Here is a 17,653-nt window from a genome sequence, read left to right as displayed (position 1 = left end):
TGGAGTGCAGCGGCCTTTTTCAGGCGAGCATTCTGACCTTTTCGGTCACGCCTGCATCCGCATTCGACTCATGGGTCGAATTGAGCTTGCGGGCGACGATGTCGTGGTTGAGCCACACGACAGGACCGGTCGGGTTCGAGGTTTCCGCAAAGATCAGCTGTCCGGTTGCCTCGACGACCAGCGTGCTCAACAGATCGCTGATCAGAACCTTGCTATCCTTGTGCATCTGCGTGATCTCGGCCGAGGTGCCGATGGTGAGATCGGACTGGCCCTGGCTGTTTGGCATCGGCCAACGCTTGAAATCGTAGAAGGGCTGCATGACTTCGTCTGCCTGAAGATCGATGATCTTCTGCAGCGTGTCTTCAACCGTGTAGCCGTCTGCCAGGCGCTCCTGGCAGGCCTGCCACAGTTCTTCAGCCCAAGCGCCGCCGCCTTCCTTCTTCAATGCGAGAAGGAGAGGGATGAGAGGCAGTTCGATACCGGCAAACACGTCGGACGAGTTGGTCCGGATTTCCGGGCAGTTGTAGACGGTCGCCTTGACGCCATCGGCCCAGGCCTTGCGCGCTACATCCTCAAGCCGCATCTTGGCATAGCCCTGCGTGTAGTTGGTGTAGGTCTGCCAGCGATATTCGTCACCGATCAGGATGCCGGTGCCGTGATATCCATAGGCCGTGTAGCGCACCTGGTTGCCCGCTGCTTCGATCCGCGTGCGGATGGCGGTGCTGAGATCGATCAGGTGGTGATAGGTGTTGGCGGAAACCTCGTCGAAGTTTGCAAGGATCAGCTTGCCCATGTCGCTGTCGAGCAGTGTCTGCGAGGACATGTGGCGGGCGCCGCGGCCCTTGTAGATGCGGTTGGCGATGACGAGAAACGCCTTCGCCTTGGGGATGCCACCCGCCATCGTATGAGCAAAGAAGACATTCTTGCCGGCCGGGATCATGTCTTCGAGGATCGCCATGACTTTCGTCAGCGAATTCCGGAAGCGCTCCACGCCGACTGTGCGGCATGCTTCGATGTGATCCCAGTCCAGTTTGTCGGTCTGCCAGCTTTCGAGCGTCATGTCGGCCAGAAGATCGGTCGGGGTCGGCGTGCCGGCCGGTGAGTCGAGATCAAAGCCCGCCATCAGCGGAACGTTGATGATCTTGCCGCCGAGCTGCGTTTCCGCAGCCTGCAGTTCGTCATCGGTCAGCGGACGCAGCGCGTTGTTCTCGTCGCGGCGCCCGACGGTGATGCCGACGATCTTCATGCCCGCACGCTTGGCCTCTTCGATCAGCCCGGTCGCGTAACCGCGCCCGAACAGCTCGCCGAACAGAACAAACACGTCACCTTTGCGAAAGACGACATTTTGGGAAATGCGTTTCAGGGGGATCGGATTTTCCATGGCGCAAACTCTCTCAAAAAGGACCGGAATCGATCCCTCGAATATCTTTGAGACCTAGTGCACCATAAAAACGCGAAATGGGAACTCATTTTGCGTGTCCAAGTATGTCGATTCGTGAACTGACGCGGTGACCAGGGCGGTTGTTAAGGCCGATCGTCCGCCTAACAGCTGTGCCGAGACCGTATTCTGATGGCAACCCCTCCGTCTTCCACGACCATCCGCGCCGTGCACAGCGCAACGCCGGCACGTGCGCGAAAAGGCGCGTTGCATCAGATTTTATGAGCTCAATCTTGGAATAATCCTGCTGCGGCAGGGCCTATACGCGCTGCATGCGCTCCTGAAGCGCATCCACGACGGCCTGCAGGAACGCCTTGCGCCGCTCGTCCGTCGTTGCGTCAGCCGTGACCTTGAGCGGCCCGCGGATATTGTTCATGAAACCGGAGTGGTTGAAACTGTCGGCGGCCACGTTGACCTCGACCTCGTCCATGTAATGCGACAGCAGGGGCGCCAAAGCGAGGTTGGTGTCCTTCTGGTACTGGTGGGCCATCACCTGAGCAAGCTTACCCATCTGCACGTACGGACCGAATTCGGCGCTCATCTGTCATCGTCTCCTTCAATTCATGGCCTAGGCGCCTAAGGTAGGGTGAACGCGTCGCAACGCAAATGTCGATCGGGGATATGCCCGCGTTTTCCGAAATGGTCGCGAAAAGTTGAACGAATCGGAGCCGTTGCGTGCCACGGATACCCCAATGTCGTCTGAGGTCATTCAGCCTTTTCCGCCGCGGCGCATCGGCATGCGATCGATCAGGTCGAACATCTCGACGTCGCTGACGACCGTATCGCTTTTCAGCTTCACGCCGCCATCTTTGCCGACAAGGACGACATGAAACGCACCGTCCGCAATATTTGCCTCCGCGCGCAGCCTGCGCGCGTCGATCCGGTCGGCGTCACCATAGATCGTTTCCACGACATCTCCGGAAACCTGCAGCACAACCATGCCGCGCTCCGCCAATTCCGCCTTTTGCGATGTCAGGATGCCGACCTGTCTTGCAATCGATGCATCGCCCTTGTCACCGAAAAGGATGAGGACACGCTTTTTCCATTCGAGGTGTGAAAGGCTGTCCATGGCAAACACCTGCGAGGTTGCGAGCGAGAGGGCGAAGGCGATGAGTGTTCGTTTCATGCGGTCATCTCCAGATCTACCGAAGGAACGCAACAAACGCGTGATGGTTCAGGTGCTTCCTGTCTGTACGCCCTCTCTGGATTCTTGAGCTAGTCGCTCCCATCTTATGATCATCAACTGAAATAGGGAGGTTGCGATGGCAGATACCTCTGCGCACGCACGCGATGGCAACGTCATGGAAATTCTGTCTCCCACCCGGGTCGCCGGCCCGGGCTCGCCCATCTGCGACTGCTGTCGACAGCCAAGATCCGTGGAGGAGTTCGATCAGGATTGCTGCGGGATCTGCATGACCTGTCTCGAGTGTGACGACATGCTGGTGGATGTGGAGCCTGAGGCATCGCCTTGTACGGCGAGAGGGCGTCCGGTGCCGTGAGCGGCCAGATGGTGGCAATGGTGTAGGGCAGGGTGGCCTCGATACGCGCCACAGCGGAACCGCGGTGAACCACCGAACGCCTGGTCATGACGATGTCGACCAGAGAATGAAAGGAGGGCTGGATCCGTGAAAGAACTTCGGCCAGCGCTCCAGGTGCGTTCAGGAGTTGAAGAGCTGCATAATCGTCTCGCTGCTGCTGTTGGCGATCTGCAATGCCTGAACGGCAAGTTGCTGCTGCGTCTGGATTGCGGACAGCCTGGCGGAGGCTTCCTCCATGTCCGTGTCGACAAGGCGGCTTACACCGCTTTCGATATTGTCCATGAGGGTTGAGTTGAAGCTTGTCTGCATGTCGAGACGCTGCTGGAGCGAACCAAGGAACGCGGCGCCGTCGACAACCCTCGATTTCGCGGTTTCGATGTAGCTCAGATAATTGTCGATATTGTCGGGGTTCTCTTCGATGTCGATGTCGATAAAGTCGAGCGCCGGACGAGGCTCGTTGCTGACGCGGATTTGGCTGAACGTTATGCTTGTTCCGCTTCCCCATTTCCGATCGACTGCGGGATCTGACTTGATGGTGACGTGGGTGGCATCCGTCGCCTCGATGACTAGGTTTGGCCAATCGGCGTCGAGCAGCGAGTGCAGCAGAGTTTCCATCTCCTCTGCGGTCGCGACCGTACCGTCGGTCTTGTTCAGCAGCGTATTCACATAGGTGCGATCAAAGGAATAGGATTTCTGGGACGCACCATTGACCGCGAAATTGAAGTTGATCTCGATACCGTCTTCGTTCTCGCCGTCATTGTATAGAGTGAAGTCTCGGAACTCGAGGCTTAAGCTCGACCCACGTAAGCCATAGGCAGAATTCTCTTTCAAACCACCGTTGCTGACGCCAGTGCTACTCAGGTTCGAGATGCCGACATAGGATCCGTCACCATTTTTCTGGAGCGTCATGATGCTCATTTTCTTGGGATCGTGGACGCGATTTTTTGAATCCGGGGGATCGTACATGAAGGAGTCGGCTGAAACCAAGGCGCCGAGTGGATTCAACTGCCTGTTGAGGACGCCTGCGAACTGCGTGTTGGTCGATATGACTCCACCAAGACTGGCATCATAGGCGTCCACGTCAGCCTTGGTGATTGTGATCGTAGTGCTCACTCCTCCAAAGTAGGGCCCGGGAAGCTGGCTTGGGTCCTCCACTTCCTTGTCAAGCAGGAGTGTGAAGCTGATGTTCGAACCGGCCGTTTTGAAATCGAGAGGCGCTTCATCCGGGAAATCGTTCAGAGCGAAGATGCCGGCACTGCCAGTGGATCGTCTCGGGTTCATCCAATCCATAGACCCGTCATCGGTATAGTATACCGTCGCGTCGGAGTAGCTGGAATAGGAGGTCGGATAGCGGATTCCGCCGACCGTATAGGCATCGCGCGCATCGGCTTGAAGCAGGCCGCCACCGGTGGTGTTGAACAGAGAAATCGATGAGAGATCAGATTCCATTTTCTGAACTGATACCCCGGATGCAGTCCGGGTGAAGCCTGACACCACGGACGACTTGTTGATCGTGTTGTCATAGATGTCGGCAATGTCGGTGTTCAGCCAGTTTTCTCCGCTGAAACTCGCGCCGTTGGCGATGGAGACGACCTGCTCTTTCAACTTGTCCAATTCGAGCTGGATCTGCCCCTTGTCGACGCTGGTCTCTTTTGCGGTGACGAGTTTGGCTTTGAACTCATCCAGAACATCGATCACGGCCTCCATGCCCTGATAGGCAGTGTCCACCTTGGCGGTGCCGAGCCCGAGCGCATCGCTGGCGGCTGCTATGGCGTCGGTGTCGGATCGCATCGTCGTCGAAATCGACCAGTACGCGACATTGTCGGCGGCGGTCTGAACCCTTAGGCCCGAACTGACTTGCTGTTGCGTGCGCTCCATGTTCGAATTCAGTGTGCGCAAGGTCTGAAGCGCATTTGTTGCAGCGATGTTGGTCAAAATACTGGTCACGTAGAGCCCCACAAGCATGGGCTAGCGCTTCGAACTGCGCCGCAGATCGATGAAAGACTAGCAATGATCGGATCACGTTTACGGTTAACCCCCTCAGGGTGCCTGCCATCATGGCAAGACCGTCCCTATGCCGGAGAGGCTAGGGCTGCTCGAGTGTCGTTATTACAATCTTAGATCGAGCACTTCAGGTATCTATGTGCCGCAAACTTGACTAACGTTAAGTTAATGGTTGTAAAGCAAAACGAGATTTTCACCATAGGCTGGTGGTGACCGATTGCTTCTCATGTGGAGGAACTTAAAGAGAAAATGGCGCACCCGACAGGATTCGAACCTGTGACCTTTGGAATCGGAATCCAACACTCTATCCAGCTGAGCTACGGGTGCATGCCGAAAAGCGATGACTCGCTTCGTCCGATGAGACGGTTCTTAACCCAGGATGCTTGCGGCATCAATTGGCAAAATCGGGAAATCGCAGCCTGTGGGCAAGATAGCGGCCGTGGGCGTCCCGCGGGGCTGCGTCGGGGAGAGGGAAAGTGGGAGTGATCCCTTGCAATTTTCGCTGGGGACAGGGATATCGTCGGGGCAGGGCCGTATCTGGCCGCGAGGGAGCAGGCACGCATGATCGATCCGAACCACCCGTTTTATGGGCCGCTCTGGCGGCGGATCCTCATTCCGGCGATCTGCTTCGGCTGGGCTGTGTTCGAGCTTTATGCCGGTTCGGTCACCTGGGCGGTCATTTCCGGGGGTCTCGGCCTTTATGCGGCCTACAAGCTGTTCCTCGAAAAGCGGCCGGCTGCACCGGTTACGATGGCCGACCCTGTACAGGACCAGGATGCGCTGGCCGACGATGCGCAGGTGCGCAATGCGCCTGAGCGGCCTGCCGACAGGACGTTCGACAAGACCTGAACCTTAAAATCAGCCGAACATCCGCGCGTGGATTTCCCGCGCCCTGATCGCCTGGTCGATCAGCAGGTTGGCGATCTGCATCCGCGTGGTCGCCGCCGGACGGAACCGCTCGGCCACGCCGTCCGGATGGTTGGTCTTGGCAAACCGTCTTCGCTTGTCGTTGAGCGTGGCTTCCGTGTCGACGTCGACAATATCAAGTTCGCCGGCAATCTCATCCGTCGTCAACCGGGTCAGGTGTACAGGTATAGACGGTTCTACCGGATCGACCGGCTGCGGCTGCGGGGTTTCGGATGTCAAATCACCTGGCGAAGGCGGAGCTTGCGCCTCCATCTCTTGCTGCGTGCCGGCTCCCGGTTCCAGTTCCGAGATGTCGGCGAGGTCTGCGAAATAGGCGTTGGTGTCGCCAGTCGCACCTGTCTCGGGTTCCTCGTCGGTCGTCGAGACGACGAAACCCGTTCCAAGGCCGCGGACGCGGAAATCCGCTGCCGCCTCGACAGGTTGGTCGTCGTCGCGCTCGCGCTTCAGCCGTGTCAGCACCGACTGGAAGATCGATTGTCCCAGCAGCATTTCCGCTCCCTTGCTATCGGCGCAGACAATCATGCCTGGATGGTGCCGGGCTTGCGGGAGAGTCGGTTAAATTTACGTAAACAACGACGGCTGTCTTAGGCAGCCGATCCCGATGTCACGACTGGCTTTGTCCTTGCGTGGTCTGGCTTTGCCCGCCCTGGACCTGGCTCTGTCCACCTTGGCTTTGGCTCTGTCCACCGCTCTGGCTTTGCGAACCCTGGGTCTGTGAGCGTTCAGCTTGAGTCTGGCCCTCATCCTCCACCGTCAGCGACACCTTGAGGTTTTCGCCGAACGTCTCGGAGACCCGGCCGATGCGCATGCCTGAGATCGGGGCTGCGTCGCGGTAGTCGAGGCCGGTGGCGAGCCGCACATAGCGCTCGTCCGGGCAGACGTCGTTGGCCGCATCGAAGCCGACCCAGCCGAGGCCCGGAATATGCGCCTCCGCCCAGGCATGCGTCGCCACCTGTTCGGTCGTGCCCTCCATAAGCAGATAGCCGGAAACATAGCGGGCGGGGATATCGCGCAACCGCGCGGCGGCCAGGAAGATATGGGTGTGGTCCTGGCAGACGCCGGTCTTTGCGGCAAGCGCCTCTTCGGCGGTGGTCTCCGTCGTCGTGGTGCCCGGCGTATAGGCTACGGTCTCGTGGATCGTTTCCATCAGCCCATGCATGCGGGCAAGTTCGCTGTCGCCGGTCAGGCCTTCTGCCAGCGCCTTTACCAGCGGGCCGGCTGCCGTGCGCGGGGTTTCGCGGAGAAACAGCCAGAGCGGGCAGAACCCCTGATGGGTGCCGAAAACGCCGGCCTTGTCCACGGTTTCCACCTCGCCGGATGCGACGATGCGGATCGTGTTCTCGCCGCCTTCCGACGACACCAGTTCGACGCGGTTGCCGTATTGGTCGGCATAGCCTGCCTCAACCGTGGCGCCGTCCACGCTCACCGTCCAGTTGATGATCTTCTGGGTGGATCCTGCGGTCGGCGTCAGGCGAAGCCGCTGCAGCGAATAGGGCAGCGGTTCATCATAGGTATATTCCGTCGTATGGGAAATCTTCAGGCGCATTGTTTCAAATCCTCAAGGGACGCCACTCGGCCCGTCCTACTGGTAAAAGCGATAGCCTTGCGAAATCTCGGCGCTCAACTGGTTGTTGCGCGATACGAATTCCTCGAGAAACTCATGCAGGCCGTGATCCATGATCTCGGTGATCGATCCCCGCGTCAGCGTCGCGCGGATCGCGTCGGCCGTGTCGTGGGCCGTGTGCCGCTCTGCGTATTCCCGCTGCAGGTAGCCGAGATTGCTGACGATCTTTTCGTAGCAATAGGCAAGCGAGCGCGGCATCTGAACTTTCAGGATCAGGAAGTCGGCGATATTGCCGGCCTGATAGTCGCCGTCATAGACCCAGCCATAGGAGCGGTGAGCGGAAACCGAGCGAAGGATCGATTCCCACTGGAAATTGTCGAGTGCGCCGCCGACCTGGCTGACGGAGGGCAGAAGCACGTAATATTTCACGTCGAGAATGCGGCTCGTGTTGTCGGCGCGTTCGATAAAGGTGCCGATGCGCGAGAAATTGTAGAGATCGTTGCGCAGCATGGAGCCGTGAAAGGCACCGCGGATGAGGGCGCAGCGGTGCTTGATGACGTCGATCAGTTCCGGCAGTTCGGTGGCCTTGAGGTTGCGCGCAAGCCGTGCCTTGAGATCGAGCCAGGCCTCGTTGGTGGCCTCCCAGGTCTCGCGCGTCAGGGCGGTTCTCACCATGCGGGCATTGTTGCGGCCCGATTCGATACAGGACAGGACGCTCGACGAATTGGCCGTGTCGCGCAGGAGATAATCCACTGCGTCGGCTGCCGTCAGCTTGGCATGCACCTGCTTATAGGCATCGCGCACGCCCGCACTTTCCAGAACGCCGTGCCAGTCCTCGTCGGAGGATCCGGCCCGCGTCAGCGAGACGCGCAGGCCGGCATCGACGAGTCGGGCGATGTTTTCGGCACGCTCGATGTAGCGGAACATCCAGTAGAGGCCGTTTGCAGTTCTTCCCAGCATGTTTTACGCCCTCAATCTTCCAGTACCCATGTGTCCTTGGTGCCGCCGCCCTGGCTGGAATTGACCACCAGTGAACCCTGTTTCAGGGCCACGCGTGTCAATCCGCCGGGAATGATCTTCACCTTGTCGGACACGAGGACATAAGGGCGCAGATCGACGTGGCGGGGGGCAACGCCCTTGTTGACGAAGATCGGCACGGTGGACAGAGCCAGCGTCGGCTGGGCGATGTAGTTGGTTGGTCGCGCCTTCAGCTTTGCGGCAAACTCGGCGCGCTCGGCTTTCGTCGCGGTCGGGCCGACCAGCATGCCGTAGCCGCCCGATCCATGCACTTCCTTGACTACCAGTTCCTCGAGATGCTCGAGCACGTATTTGAGGCTGTCGGCTTCCGAGCAGCGCCAGGTCGGCACGTTTTCCAGAAGCGCCTTGCGGCCGGTATAGAACTCGACGATCTCAGGCATGTAGGAATAGATCGCCTTGTCGTCGCAGATGCCGGTGCCCGGCGCATTGGCGATGGTGATGTTGCCGGAGCGGTAGACATCCATGATGCCGGGAACGCCGAGCGCCGAATCCGGCCGGAATGTCAGCGGATCGAGGTAATCGTCGTCGACGCGGCGGTAGAGCACGTCGATCGCCTCATAGCCGCGCGTCGTGCGCATCTTCACCTTGCCATCGATGACGCGAAGGTCCGATCCCTCGACCAGTTCGACGCCCATCTGGTCGGCCAGGAACGAGTGCTCGTAATAGGCGGAATTGTAGATGCCGGGGGTCAGCACCGCGACACGCGGCCGTCCCTTGCAGCCGGGGGGGGCGAGCGAGGCCAGCGACTGGCGCAGCTGGCGCGGATAATCCTCCACGCGCTGCACCTTGTTCAGGGTGAACAGCTCGGGGAACATCTGCATCATCGTTTCGCGGTTCTCCAGCATGTAGGAGACGCCGGACGGGGTTCGGGCATTATCCTCCAGCACGTAGAACTGGTCCTCGCCGGTGCGCACGATATCGGTGCCGACAATGTGCGTATAGACGCCGCCCGGCGGCTTGAAGCCGATCATTTCGGGCAGGAAGGCCACGTTCTTCTCGATCAGCTCGCGCGGAATGCGGCCGGCCTTGATGATTTCCTGCTTGTGGTAGATGTCGTCGAGAAAGGCATTGAGCGCCACGACGCGCTGCTCGATGCCTTGCGCGAGCTTGCGCCATTCGCGGGCGGCAATGATGCGGGGAATGATGTCGAAGGGGATGAGTTTTTCGGAACTGTCGGCATGACCATAGACCGCGAAGGTGATGCCGGTCTTGCGGAAGATGTTTTCGGCATCCTGCGTCTTGCGGATCAGATGCGCCGTATCCTGGCTGGCATACCAATCGTGGTAGGTCTTATAGGGCAGACGCGGCTGGTCGTCCGCGGTTAACATTTCATCAAATGCCAAAGGTATGTTCCCCATTTTTGGTCATAAGAATACAACGGCATTGGCAATGCAAGAACCATGCTCAGTTGCGTATGACAAATATACGACCCGTCCTGATGCGGTGAGATAGGGCCTGAACGACGATCAAAAAGGGCAACTGCCGATGGAATTAGCGACGGCTCATCTTCGGTCGTAGAAAGACCGCTCGTCAAAGCAGCAACTGCCTCATCGCTGATCACACCGGAGACCGGATTTTAGTCGCACACCGTCAGATGCGCTGATGGGAACGGTGAGTATTTCTACTTTGACCGCGTCGCCGCCACAGCCTAATCAGACGCCGGATCATTTCCCGCCCACCGGCCTTGTCAAAGCCACTCTCCGGAACCTTCTAATGCTCGACCGCCTGGCTCCGGCCGTTTTCGTTTTCCTGTGGTCGACCGGGTGGATCGTCGCCAAATATGCGTCCGCCCATGCGGACCCCGTCACCTTTCTGGCCGCCCGGCATGCACTGGCGGCCGTCGTCTTCCTTTGTCTCGGGCTTGCCCTGCGGGTCACGTGGCCAAAGACCGGACGCGAGATCGGCCATGCGGTGCTTTCAGGCATTTTTCTGCACGGGCTTTATCTCGCCGGCGTCTGGTATGCGATCGGGCAGGGCGTGCCCTCGGGGCTGTCGGGCATCATTGCCGGACTGCAGCCGCTGATGACGGCGGCGGTCGCGCCGTTCCTGCTTAGCGAAACGCTTTCCCGCCGGCAGAAGCTCGGCCTCGCGCTCGGCTTTGCCGGTATCTTCATCGCCATCTCGCCGCAGCTTTTTGCAAGCCTGTCGGCCGGCATGACCGGGCTTGGCCTGCCGCTTCTCCTCAATCTCATGGCGATGGGGTCGGTCACCTACGGCACGATCTACCAGAAGCGCTACCTGCAGCAGGGCAACCTCGTTGCCATCGGCACGCTGCAATATGTCGGAGCGTTCATCGTGACGCTGCCGGTCGCCTATCTGATCGAGCCCATGCGCTTCGACTGGACCACCCAGGCACTCGCCGCCATGGCCTGGTCCGTCATCGGCATCTCGCTCGGTGCCGTCGCACTGCTCCTCTACCTCATCCGCCGCGGACAGGTTTCACGCGCAGCCTCGCTGATCTATCTTGTGCCGCCCGTCGTTGCCGTCGAAGCAGCAATCCTCTTTGGCGAACCCCTGACCCTCCCCATGGTCACCGGCACCGCAATCGTGGTTCTCGGCGTGTATCTGGTGAACCGCAAGGCGAAGGCGGGCTGAGGGCCATTTGAGGCTGAACCTCTCTCGCTCCGACCTCCTCTGCGTCAACATGGCGGATGTTGTTCGCAGCCGTTCTCATGTACTGCTCCGCCACGCCCGTTAATGCACTCAAAAGCCTGGATATCAGCGACATGTGGGATTGGTTCCCGATCGTCTTCTTCCCGCTCAAGATCATCGTGCTCGGCACCGGCATGTTCTTCGCCATCAAGTGGCATCGGGATCAGGATAAGAAGAAGTAGGGGGATATGCGGGGGTGGGGGATGAAGCTGGCTTCCGTGCAAGCGGCCTGATTGCTGGCACGTGGGCAATGAGCCTGGGGCAGTTTTGGGCCGATAGTGTTGAAAAATGGCAGACCTTCAGGCCACTTTGTAGATAGCGTGAGTCGCTTGCAGTTATCTCAATGAAAGCGCCATGCCGGAAATCTTCGGTCTAGCGCCCCAGTCATGCTCATCAGCCATTGAAGCAAAACTGCCATAACCAAGCTCGTCGCCGTAGTTCCAGAAGCACAGAATGGGACCATCGTCACTCATCAAAGCCACACCCACCGTGACGTTGTTCTCATCGATGATCTGATCCACTGCTTGGATGTCCGAGGTAAGGAACGGAATGGTGAGACGGTCAGATAGATCGTGGACCTCGATCCTTCCGCATTCCGCCATGTCTACGGGGTCACGGAGAGGCTGATCATCCGTTGCAATGCTCTGGCCGTCGCTCGCACATCGAAACCTAATTGTAGTATCGTCTGAAAACTTGATGCAAACGGAGATAGGATGGGTCCAATCCAAATCCTCCTCAAAGCCAAGCAATTCCGCACTGATCGCCCTTATCTTCATCCCGATATCATACTTGCAAACGCATGTTTTGCAACTTGCAGACGGGCGAGTTGCCCACCTTCTGGGAGCAGCGATAGCCGACCTCGGCAGCTTTGCGCCAATTGCGGTCATTGCTTCGAAAGTCTAACGTCGGCATATGAGCGCCCGACAACAACGCCCGAATATGGATGCGTCTTTGCGGATCATGCGTTCTACGAAGCCTATTGGCCAACCAGGGATTAGTCGGGTGTTTGAGCAAAGAACTCTCGCGCAGCATTTTGAATGATCATCATGCTTTCAAGAATTAATCTGCTGCTGTGCGTTTTTACCATAGCACTGTCGGGAGCATTAGCTCTGTGGCAGCCTTGGGAAACCGCCGACCTGCTGTTCTGGCCAACCTCCGCCCATCGACGTATCGATGACATGGCTGCCATCCTCAGAACGACGAAGGGTCCGGCTCGATGGTGTGTTCCTTCGACGAACGCTGCAAATCTGGCGGTACATTCCCGAGAAGGTCAAGCAGAATTCAGCGCCTGCGTTTCCCATATCGAGCCAGCCAGCGATTTCTACGAGACCCCCAAAGATTACATTCAGCGGTTCTACCGCGCCAAACGCGGCTCCTTAATCTGCGAAGTCAACCTGTCGACGGTGTGGAACGACGATAGGATCGTAGGCTCCGATTGCTACTACGGCTTGTTCCGGGAAAAGGACGATACTGGTGTCGGCATGACTAACGACAAATTCGGCTGATCGTCACTCTACTTATGCTTAGGAAGCCGACGAACGCTGGACCTGTTGAGAACAAAGAGCTTTAGAAATGTTTGGACGGACGCCGACTTTGCCGAACTCGGGCGCCACCAATCTTGTCAACGCTGCAGCAACTAGGACGAGGAAGTAGTTCGTCAAGCGAGAGCGATGCGTAGCTGTTAGGTCAGCTTAGGGCCGAAAGCAGGCGTTGATGCAACGGCCTCGCTTTAAATTTGTTCTGGATGATCTGCGGCGAATTCCCGTATGAAACGTTCCGGATCACGGACATATCGCGCCGCGTTTGAACGCATGACTGCCCGAATGAGTGAAGTCCCATTAGGTCGGACAATTGCGCCGTCTCGCGTTACCAACACGCATGCTGTATCCTGCGCAAGTGAGCAAATTTGCGCCACAAGCGGCATAGAAAGGTTGGCAACGTCCAAACGAAACTGCACCCCTTCAATACCGGGCTCACCAAGGAAGACTTGCACATCGTTTGTCTTCTCATCACCCCATATACGCAAGCTCGGGCTCCACGATGACTTTTCAGGCAGTATGGAACCCATTCGTTCGAACAGAAGCTGTATTGTTGCGGCTGAAAAGTGCGGCTCGATAGCATTAAGCTGCGCTTGCGTCATTCGTACGGCAACCGCCCCATTAATAATTACAGCCGACGACGGCATTAGATCAAACGCGAATTGCCAAATTGCCATCTCAAAATCATTATTCACTGCTCTGGTTTTTGCAACTTCTATCATGACCGCTTTGGGCCGAAAGGCGACCTTGGCAGCTTTGCTCCGTGATGAGACCGTTTTGTTGCAGCAGCTAGGAGGGTGCGTAACAATTTTAATTCCGACCGGCGACTCTGTCGATGCAATAGTTCGAGGAGTAAGCCATCGAAAATGCTAAATACTGATGCTCACCCATGTCTAAAATTATTGCTTACTTTATTCGTATGCGAAGAAATCCTTCAAGCAATGCCCAAGCAAACGCCGCTGCTAAAAACATGATGATTCCAACATTGCCTTGCGCGAAACCACCAGGGGAGACAGCCGCCTTAAAGCTTTGACCTACGATAAATATTATTGGGAAAATTACAATTGCCCATCTTATTTCTTTATTCCTGATGACAGGATCGTTTTTATCTGAAAACGGGGTGTAAGTATAACGTGCGTGCCTTATTCGAAGAGTGACAACAGCTGCTATACTCGCCAATCCACTAAGGTATATGATATTCGTGTACTGCTTGAAAAACGATAATACCATTATCGCTTCTACCAAAACAATAGTGTAAGTGATCGTGTCTTTAACGCCAGGTATAAGCATGGTTTCTTGTTCCATTAGCAGTGGTAGATCGCGGCGATGATGCGGTCTGATCAGAAACTTTGTCTCCGGTTTGCGACCCATCGTGCTTGTTTGTAGCGGCATTTGCCTTGCCTGCAGCTTGGGTCTTCTCCATACTCGATGGAGAAAGTAAGGAATGCATAAATTCCAGCAACCCCAATGACTGTTTGTGGCCGTCACCGCACCAGCCGACCACATCAATCCGGGACGCCGTTTGGAAACAACGTCCGCACGTCGGAAGAGCGGTACGTTTTGGAACCGCAGTCATCGGCAAAGGCAAGATATTCCGCAAAGAAGTTGGCTCGTAGCCGCAAGAATTCGCGCGTGTTTTTTGTCAAATCGTTCTGTTCGGCAACCGATTTCTCGATCTCGTCAAGTTGCATGTCCAAACTGTCTTTCGGAGCACTCGTTTGACGCTGCTTGTTGACGACACCGTGTGATTCTTCGACAGCTAGCGCCAAGCGCTTGATGCTCAGCTGGAGCCGCTCCTTTTCGACAGCAGCATATCTGATGATGCAGGCTCGCAGCTCTTCCGGGGCGAGAATCGCTGACCGACCGTCGGCAAACTCAGCGGGAACGCCAAACGGAAGCAAATCTCTCGAAATCGAAAAACGGTCCGAGCTCATGTCCGTTGAAAACAGCGCGAAAATCAAAAGCGGGCCAAGCAAGATTTCACCCCGATTGTCTAGGCGGCAGTCATTTGCGGGATACTATTGTACATGAAATCCATTTGAAAGACGCCGTTGCGTCATATCTGCTGGATGAGGTTGAAGTCGATCGGCACCTAAATGCATCCTTCGCTTCGTGGCAGGAAGCTGAGAAGAGACGGCTCGCGCCACCCCCAATACCAATACCCCACAAACAAAACGGCCAGGATTTCTCCCGGCCGTCTGAACTCTCTTAACCGCGTCTCGCGTTAAGCGCGCGTGGTGCGCTTGCGGCCCTGATGGCCGGCGGTGCGCTGGTCGATGGGGGCCTGGCCGCGGTTGTCGTTGCCGAAGCGGACCGGGCCGCGACCGTCGCCCTTGGGGGCTGCGGCCGGCGTGTGCCGGTTTGGCTTGGCTTCGCCGGATGCGGCGGCCGCATTGCTCTGATGGGCCTTGCGCTGGCTGCCGGCTTCATGCGCGCCGTGGCTCGCATGGTCGCGGTTGCCGGAACCGGCTGGCTTGGCTGAGCCACGGTTGTCGGGACGACCGCCAGGCTTTGCGCCCGGGTTGCCGAACTGCTTCTTGACCGGACGGAAATCCGAGGTCGAGGACAGATCGTTGTCGGGCGCTACGCTTACCGCTGCAGGCCGTGGAGCCTGCGAACGCGGAGCCTGGCTTCTTGGTGCTTCTGCACCGTCGCCAGCGAAGAACGGCTTGCGGGCCGGGCGCTCGCGGCGCGGGCCGCGGGCTTCGCCGGCAGCACCAGCACCGCGGCCTTCGCCGCCGCCGCCATTGCCACGAGGCTGGCCGCCACGGCCACCCTTGTTGCCGCCGCGGGCATTGGCGCCGCCACCCTTGTTGCCGCCGTTGGCGCGAACCGGACGGTTCATCGTCTCAGGGCGTTCGCCGGTCAGCGTCTTGATCTCGATGTTCATCAGCTTTTCGATGTCGCGCAGCAGCATCGTTTCGTCAGGCGCGCAGAAGGCGATCGCGATGCCTTCGCGGCCGGCGCGGGCCGTGCGGCCGATGCGGTGGATATAGGCTTCCGCAACGTCAGGCAGATCGTAGTTGTAGACGTGGCTGACGGCCGGGATATCGATGCCGCGGGCGGCAACGTCGGTCGCGATCAGCGTCTTGATCTCGCCATCGCGGAAACCCTTAAGCGCCCGTTCGCGCTGGCCCTGGCTCTTGTTGCCGTGGATCGAGGCAACCGAGAAGCCGATGTTTTCAAAGTGCTTCATCAGCTTTTCAGCGGTGTGCTTGGTGCGCATGAAGACGATCGAGCGGCCATCCGGGTTGTCCATCAGCGACTTGCGAAGAAGGTCGGTCTTGTCGCCCTTGCCGGCAACGAAGTGGACGAACTGGTCCACCTTGTCGGCTGCCTTGCCCGCAGGCGTCACTTCCACCTTGACCGGATCGGTCAGGAAGTCGGCGGCCAGATCGGCGATCGCCTTCGGCATGGTGGCCGAAAACAGCATGGTCTGGCGCTTCTTCGGCACCATTTTGGAGATCTTGCGCAGGTCATGCACAAAGCCGAGGTCGAGCATCTGGTCGGCTTCGTCGAGCACGAGGAAGCGAACCGTCGTCAGACCGATCGCACGGCGCGAGATCAGGTCGAGCAGGCGGCCAGGGGTGGCGACCAGGATGTCGGTGCCCTTTTCCAGCTGCAGCTGCTGCTTGTTGATCGAGACACCGCCGACGACGAGATTGATCTTGAGCGGGCGGCCCTTGATGAAGGTCTTCAGGTTGGCGGCGATCTGGTTGACCAGTTCGCGGGTCGGCGCGAGGATCAGCGCGCGGGTGGTGCGGTTGTCGGGGCGGGTCGCGTCGGCCATCAGGCGCTCGATCAGCGGGAGGCCGAAAGCTGCGGTCTTGCCGGTGCCGGTCTGCGCAAGGCCGATCAGGTCGCGGCCTTCGAGGAGAAGCGGAATTGCCTGGGCCTGGATCGGCGTCGGGGTTTCAAAACCAAGCTCGGTGAGCGTGGCGACGATCTGCTTGGACACGCCAAGAGATTCAAAATTCGTCAAGTCGAATACCTTTCGGGGCGCCAAAAGCGGACGCTCCGAAATGGCACCATGCCATCCGGGCTGCTTGTGGCGTCAAGAACCCCGCGTGATTTGGGAACTTGTGTGTTGGAAATTACTTTCCAGCGCTTGAACCCTCATCCCGAGGGCGATCTATCTGTGCGCCTTGTTCCTTCTTCGCGCTGTCAATATGGACGCGGGGCAGCTCACGCGGCTGCCGGAAGGTGAAAGCTGGCATGCATTTGGTTGATTTGCCGCCGAAAGTCAAGGTTCTTCTGCAAAACGACGCAGGCTGTCCGCTAGCTGCGACCCCGTAGGCACTCACGTCACAGGGGATTTTCTCGCGTCGTCAGCCCTCCGAGCGGCTGCCACACCGACGGCGATCCCCAAGGCAATGGTCGCGCCGAGTGGCAGCCCAAAACGAAATACGGCGGTGCATCGCACCGCCGTATCGCAAATCTTGATGGACGCCTGGACGCTCTAGTAGCAGACCCGTGCGCGGTAGGCTTCGCCATACTCGTTTTCCACCCATTCATGGTGGCAACGCGGTGGTGGTGGCGGTGCGGCATAATAGGCGCGACGGTAGACGACCGGCGGCGGTGGTGGCGGAGCATATTCGTATTGCGGCTCCACATAGACCGGACGCTGCGATCCTGACACGATCGCGCCGCCGATCAGGCCGCCGGCAATCCCTGCCGCGGCACCCAGCAGCACATCGTCGCCGTGGTGACGGTAGTGATCGCGGGCCTGCGCTGCCGGTGCCGTCGCAGCAAGTGCGCCGGCGACCGAGAGAGCCGCAATGCCAGCAGTAATGGTCTTCTTCATGATCGACATGCCTGGTTCCTTTCCCCGTGGTGTTTCGAGGTACGATCAGAGCGTCGCTCTCAATCACGGCGGATTGATGGAGGTTTTATCGCCGTAGTCTGAACGCCTATTCAGACTCCACCGTGGAAAAATTGCTTTTCGAAAGGTGTC

Annotated in this window: 17 protein-coding genes, 1 tRNA gene and 2 pseudogenes; 4 read left to right on the top strand and 16 right to left on the bottom strand. The window is 58.3% G+C overall.

Features of this window, described 5'->3' with window-relative positions:
* Nucleotides 1–19: 19 nt before the first annotated feature.
* The 3 genes from IFT66_RS09105 to IFT66_RS09095 all read right to left on the bottom strand — a co-directional run bounded on the left by IFT66_RS09105 (nt 20) and on the right by IFT66_RS09095 (nt 2,564).
* Complete coding sequence (locus IFT66_RS09105; RefSeq protein ID WP_192077422.1) at nt 20–1,381, bottom strand: enoyl ACP reductase FabMG family protein; 1,362 nt, start codon at nt 1,379–1,381, stop codon at nt 20–22.
* A 316-nt stretch (nt 1,382–1,697) separates the two neighbouring features.
* Complete coding sequence (locus tag IFT66_RS09100; RefSeq protein ID WP_062455296.1) at nt 1,698–1,979, bottom strand: hypothetical protein; 282 nt, start codon at nt 1,977–1,979, stop codon at nt 1,698–1,700.
* A gap of 168 nt (nt 1,980–2,147) precedes the next feature.
* Nucleotides 2,148–2,564 carry a DUF4174 domain-containing protein gene (locus IFT66_RS09095; protein WP_192077421.1) on the bottom strand — a complete coding sequence of 139 codons (417 nt, stop codon included), beginning with the start codon at nt 2,562–2,564 and terminating at the stop codon, nt 2,148–2,150.
* A 136-nt stretch (nt 2,565–2,700) separates the two neighbouring features.
* Here IFT66_RS09095 and IFT66_RS09090 point away from each other — a divergent pair, with 136 nt between their 5' ends.
* Complete coding sequence (locus IFT66_RS09090; RefSeq protein ID WP_192077420.1) at nt 2,701–2,937, top strand: hypothetical protein; 237 nt, start codon at nt 2,701–2,703, stop codon at nt 2,935–2,937.
* Between the two features lie 159 nt (nt 2,938–3,096).
* On the opposite strand, the gene IFT66_RS23915 is transcribed toward IFT66_RS09090, so the two are convergent.
* The 3 genes and pseudogenes from IFT66_RS23915 to IFT66_RS09080 form a co-directional block, all read right to left on the bottom strand.
* Nucleotides 3,097–3,591 carry a flagellin gene (locus IFT66_RS23915; RefSeq protein WP_446737896.1) on the bottom strand — a complete coding sequence of 165 codons (495 nt, stop codon included), beginning with the start codon at nt 3,589–3,591 and terminating at the stop codon, nt 3,097–3,099.
* A gap of 789 nt (nt 3,592–4,380) precedes the next feature.
* Nucleotides 4,381–4,923 (bottom strand): annotated as a pseudogene (locus IFT66_RS23910) (flagellin N-terminal helical domain-containing protein); the annotation flags it as partial.
* Nucleotides 4,924–5,230: 307 nt separating this feature from the next.
* A tRNA-Arg gene (locus IFT66_RS09080) sits at nt 5,231–5,307 on the bottom strand.
* 234 nt (nt 5,308–5,541) lie between these two features.
* Between IFT66_RS09080 and IFT66_RS09075 the strand changes: the two genes are divergently transcribed.
* Nucleotides 5,542–5,829 carry a DUF3329 domain-containing protein gene (locus IFT66_RS09075; protein ID WP_192077418.1) on the top strand — a complete coding sequence of 96 codons (288 nt, stop codon included), beginning with the start codon at nt 5,542–5,544 and terminating at the stop codon, nt 5,827–5,829.
* A gap of 9 nt (nt 5,830–5,838) precedes the next feature.
* Here IFT66_RS09075 and IFT66_RS09070 read toward each other — a convergent pair whose 3' ends face one another.
* The 4 genes and pseudogenes from IFT66_RS09070 to IFT66_RS09055 all read right to left on the bottom strand — a co-directional run bounded on the left by IFT66_RS09070 (nt 5,839) and on the right by IFT66_RS09055 (nt 9,852).
* The gene (locus tag IFT66_RS09070) at nt 5,839–6,396 is read right to left on the bottom strand and encodes a hypothetical protein (protein WP_192077417.1); all 558 of its coding nucleotides are present in this window, start codon (nt 6,394–6,396) and stop codon (nt 5,839–5,841) included.
* 232 nt (nt 6,397–6,628) lie between these two features.
* A pseudogene (locus IFT66_RS09065) lies at nt 6,629–7,453 on the bottom strand (transglutaminase family protein); the annotation flags it as partial.
* Nucleotides 7,454–7,489: 36 nt separating this feature from the next.
* Nucleotides 7,490–8,431, bottom strand: a complete 942-nt coding sequence (locus tag IFT66_RS09060; protein ID WP_062455418.1) for an alpha-E domain-containing protein — start codon at nt 8,429–8,431, stop codon at nt 7,490–7,492.
* 11 nt (nt 8,432–8,442) lie between these two features.
* Nucleotides 8,443–9,852, bottom strand: coding sequence for a circularly permuted type 2 ATP-grasp protein (locus IFT66_RS09055; RefSeq protein ID WP_062582734.1), 1,410 nt, complete (start codon nt 9,850–9,852; stop codon nt 8,443–8,445).
* A gap of 370 nt (nt 9,853–10,222) precedes the next feature.
* On the opposite strand from IFT66_RS09055, the gene IFT66_RS09050 reads away from it, so the two are divergent.
* Entirely contained in the window at nt 10,223–11,104 is an 882-nt protein-coding gene (locus tag IFT66_RS09050) for a DMT family transporter (protein WP_192077415.1), read from the top strand.
* Between the two features lie 392 nt (nt 11,105–11,496).
* Here the strand turns inward: IFT66_RS09050 and IFT66_RS09045 are convergent, their stop codons facing one another.
* Nucleotides 11,497–11,937 (bottom strand): hypothetical protein, encoded by a 441-nt coding sequence (locus IFT66_RS09045; protein ID WP_062582740.1) that lies wholly within the window; start codon nt 11,935–11,937, stop codon nt 11,497–11,499.
* A gap of 261 nt (nt 11,938–12,198) precedes the next feature.
* On the opposite strand from IFT66_RS09045, the gene IFT66_RS09040 reads away from it, so the two are divergent.
* Nucleotides 12,199–12,666, top strand: coding sequence for a hypothetical protein (locus tag IFT66_RS09040; RefSeq protein ID WP_062582741.1), 468 nt, complete (start codon nt 12,199–12,201; stop codon nt 12,664–12,666).
* 224 nt (nt 12,667–12,890) lie between these two features.
* Here the strand turns inward: IFT66_RS09040 and IFT66_RS09035 are convergent, their stop codons facing one another.
* The 5 genes from IFT66_RS09035 to IFT66_RS09015 all read right to left on the bottom strand — a co-directional run bounded on the left by IFT66_RS09035 (nt 12,891) and on the right by IFT66_RS09015 (nt 17,512).
* On the bottom strand, nt 12,891–13,421 hold the full coding sequence (locus IFT66_RS09035; RefSeq protein ID WP_062582744.1) for a hypothetical protein: 531 nt from the start codon (nt 13,419–13,421) through the stop codon (nt 12,891–12,893).
* 184 nt (nt 13,422–13,605) lie between these two features.
* On the bottom strand, nt 13,606–14,091 hold the full coding sequence (locus IFT66_RS09030; protein WP_192077414.1) for a hypothetical protein: 486 nt from the start codon (nt 14,089–14,091) through the stop codon (nt 13,606–13,608).
* A gap of 113 nt (nt 14,092–14,204) precedes the next feature.
* Complete coding sequence (locus IFT66_RS09025; protein WP_192077413.1) at nt 14,205–14,675, bottom strand: hypothetical protein; 471 nt, start codon at nt 14,673–14,675, stop codon at nt 14,205–14,207.
* Nucleotides 14,676–14,923: 248 nt separating this feature from the next.
* Nucleotides 14,924–16,681: a DEAD/DEAH box helicase gene (locus IFT66_RS09020; RefSeq protein ID WP_192077412.1), complete on the bottom strand. Its 1,758-nt coding sequence runs from the start codon at nt 16,679–16,681 to the stop codon at nt 14,924–14,926.
* A 477-nt stretch (nt 16,682–17,158) separates the two neighbouring features.
* Entirely contained in the window at nt 17,159–17,512 is a 354-nt protein-coding gene (locus tag IFT66_RS09015; protein WP_062455439.1) for a hypothetical protein, read from the bottom strand.
* Between the last annotated feature and the right edge of the window lie 141 nt (nt 17,513–17,653).

The organism is Rhizobium sp. CFBP 13726 (assembly GCF_014841925.1).
Classification (GTDB): Bacteria; Pseudomonadota; Alphaproteobacteria; order Rhizobiales; family Rhizobiaceae; genus Neorhizobium; species Neorhizobium soli.
The sequence above is the reverse complement of the archived record's forward strand: the minus strand, read 5'-3'. Positions and strand labels throughout refer to the sequence as shown.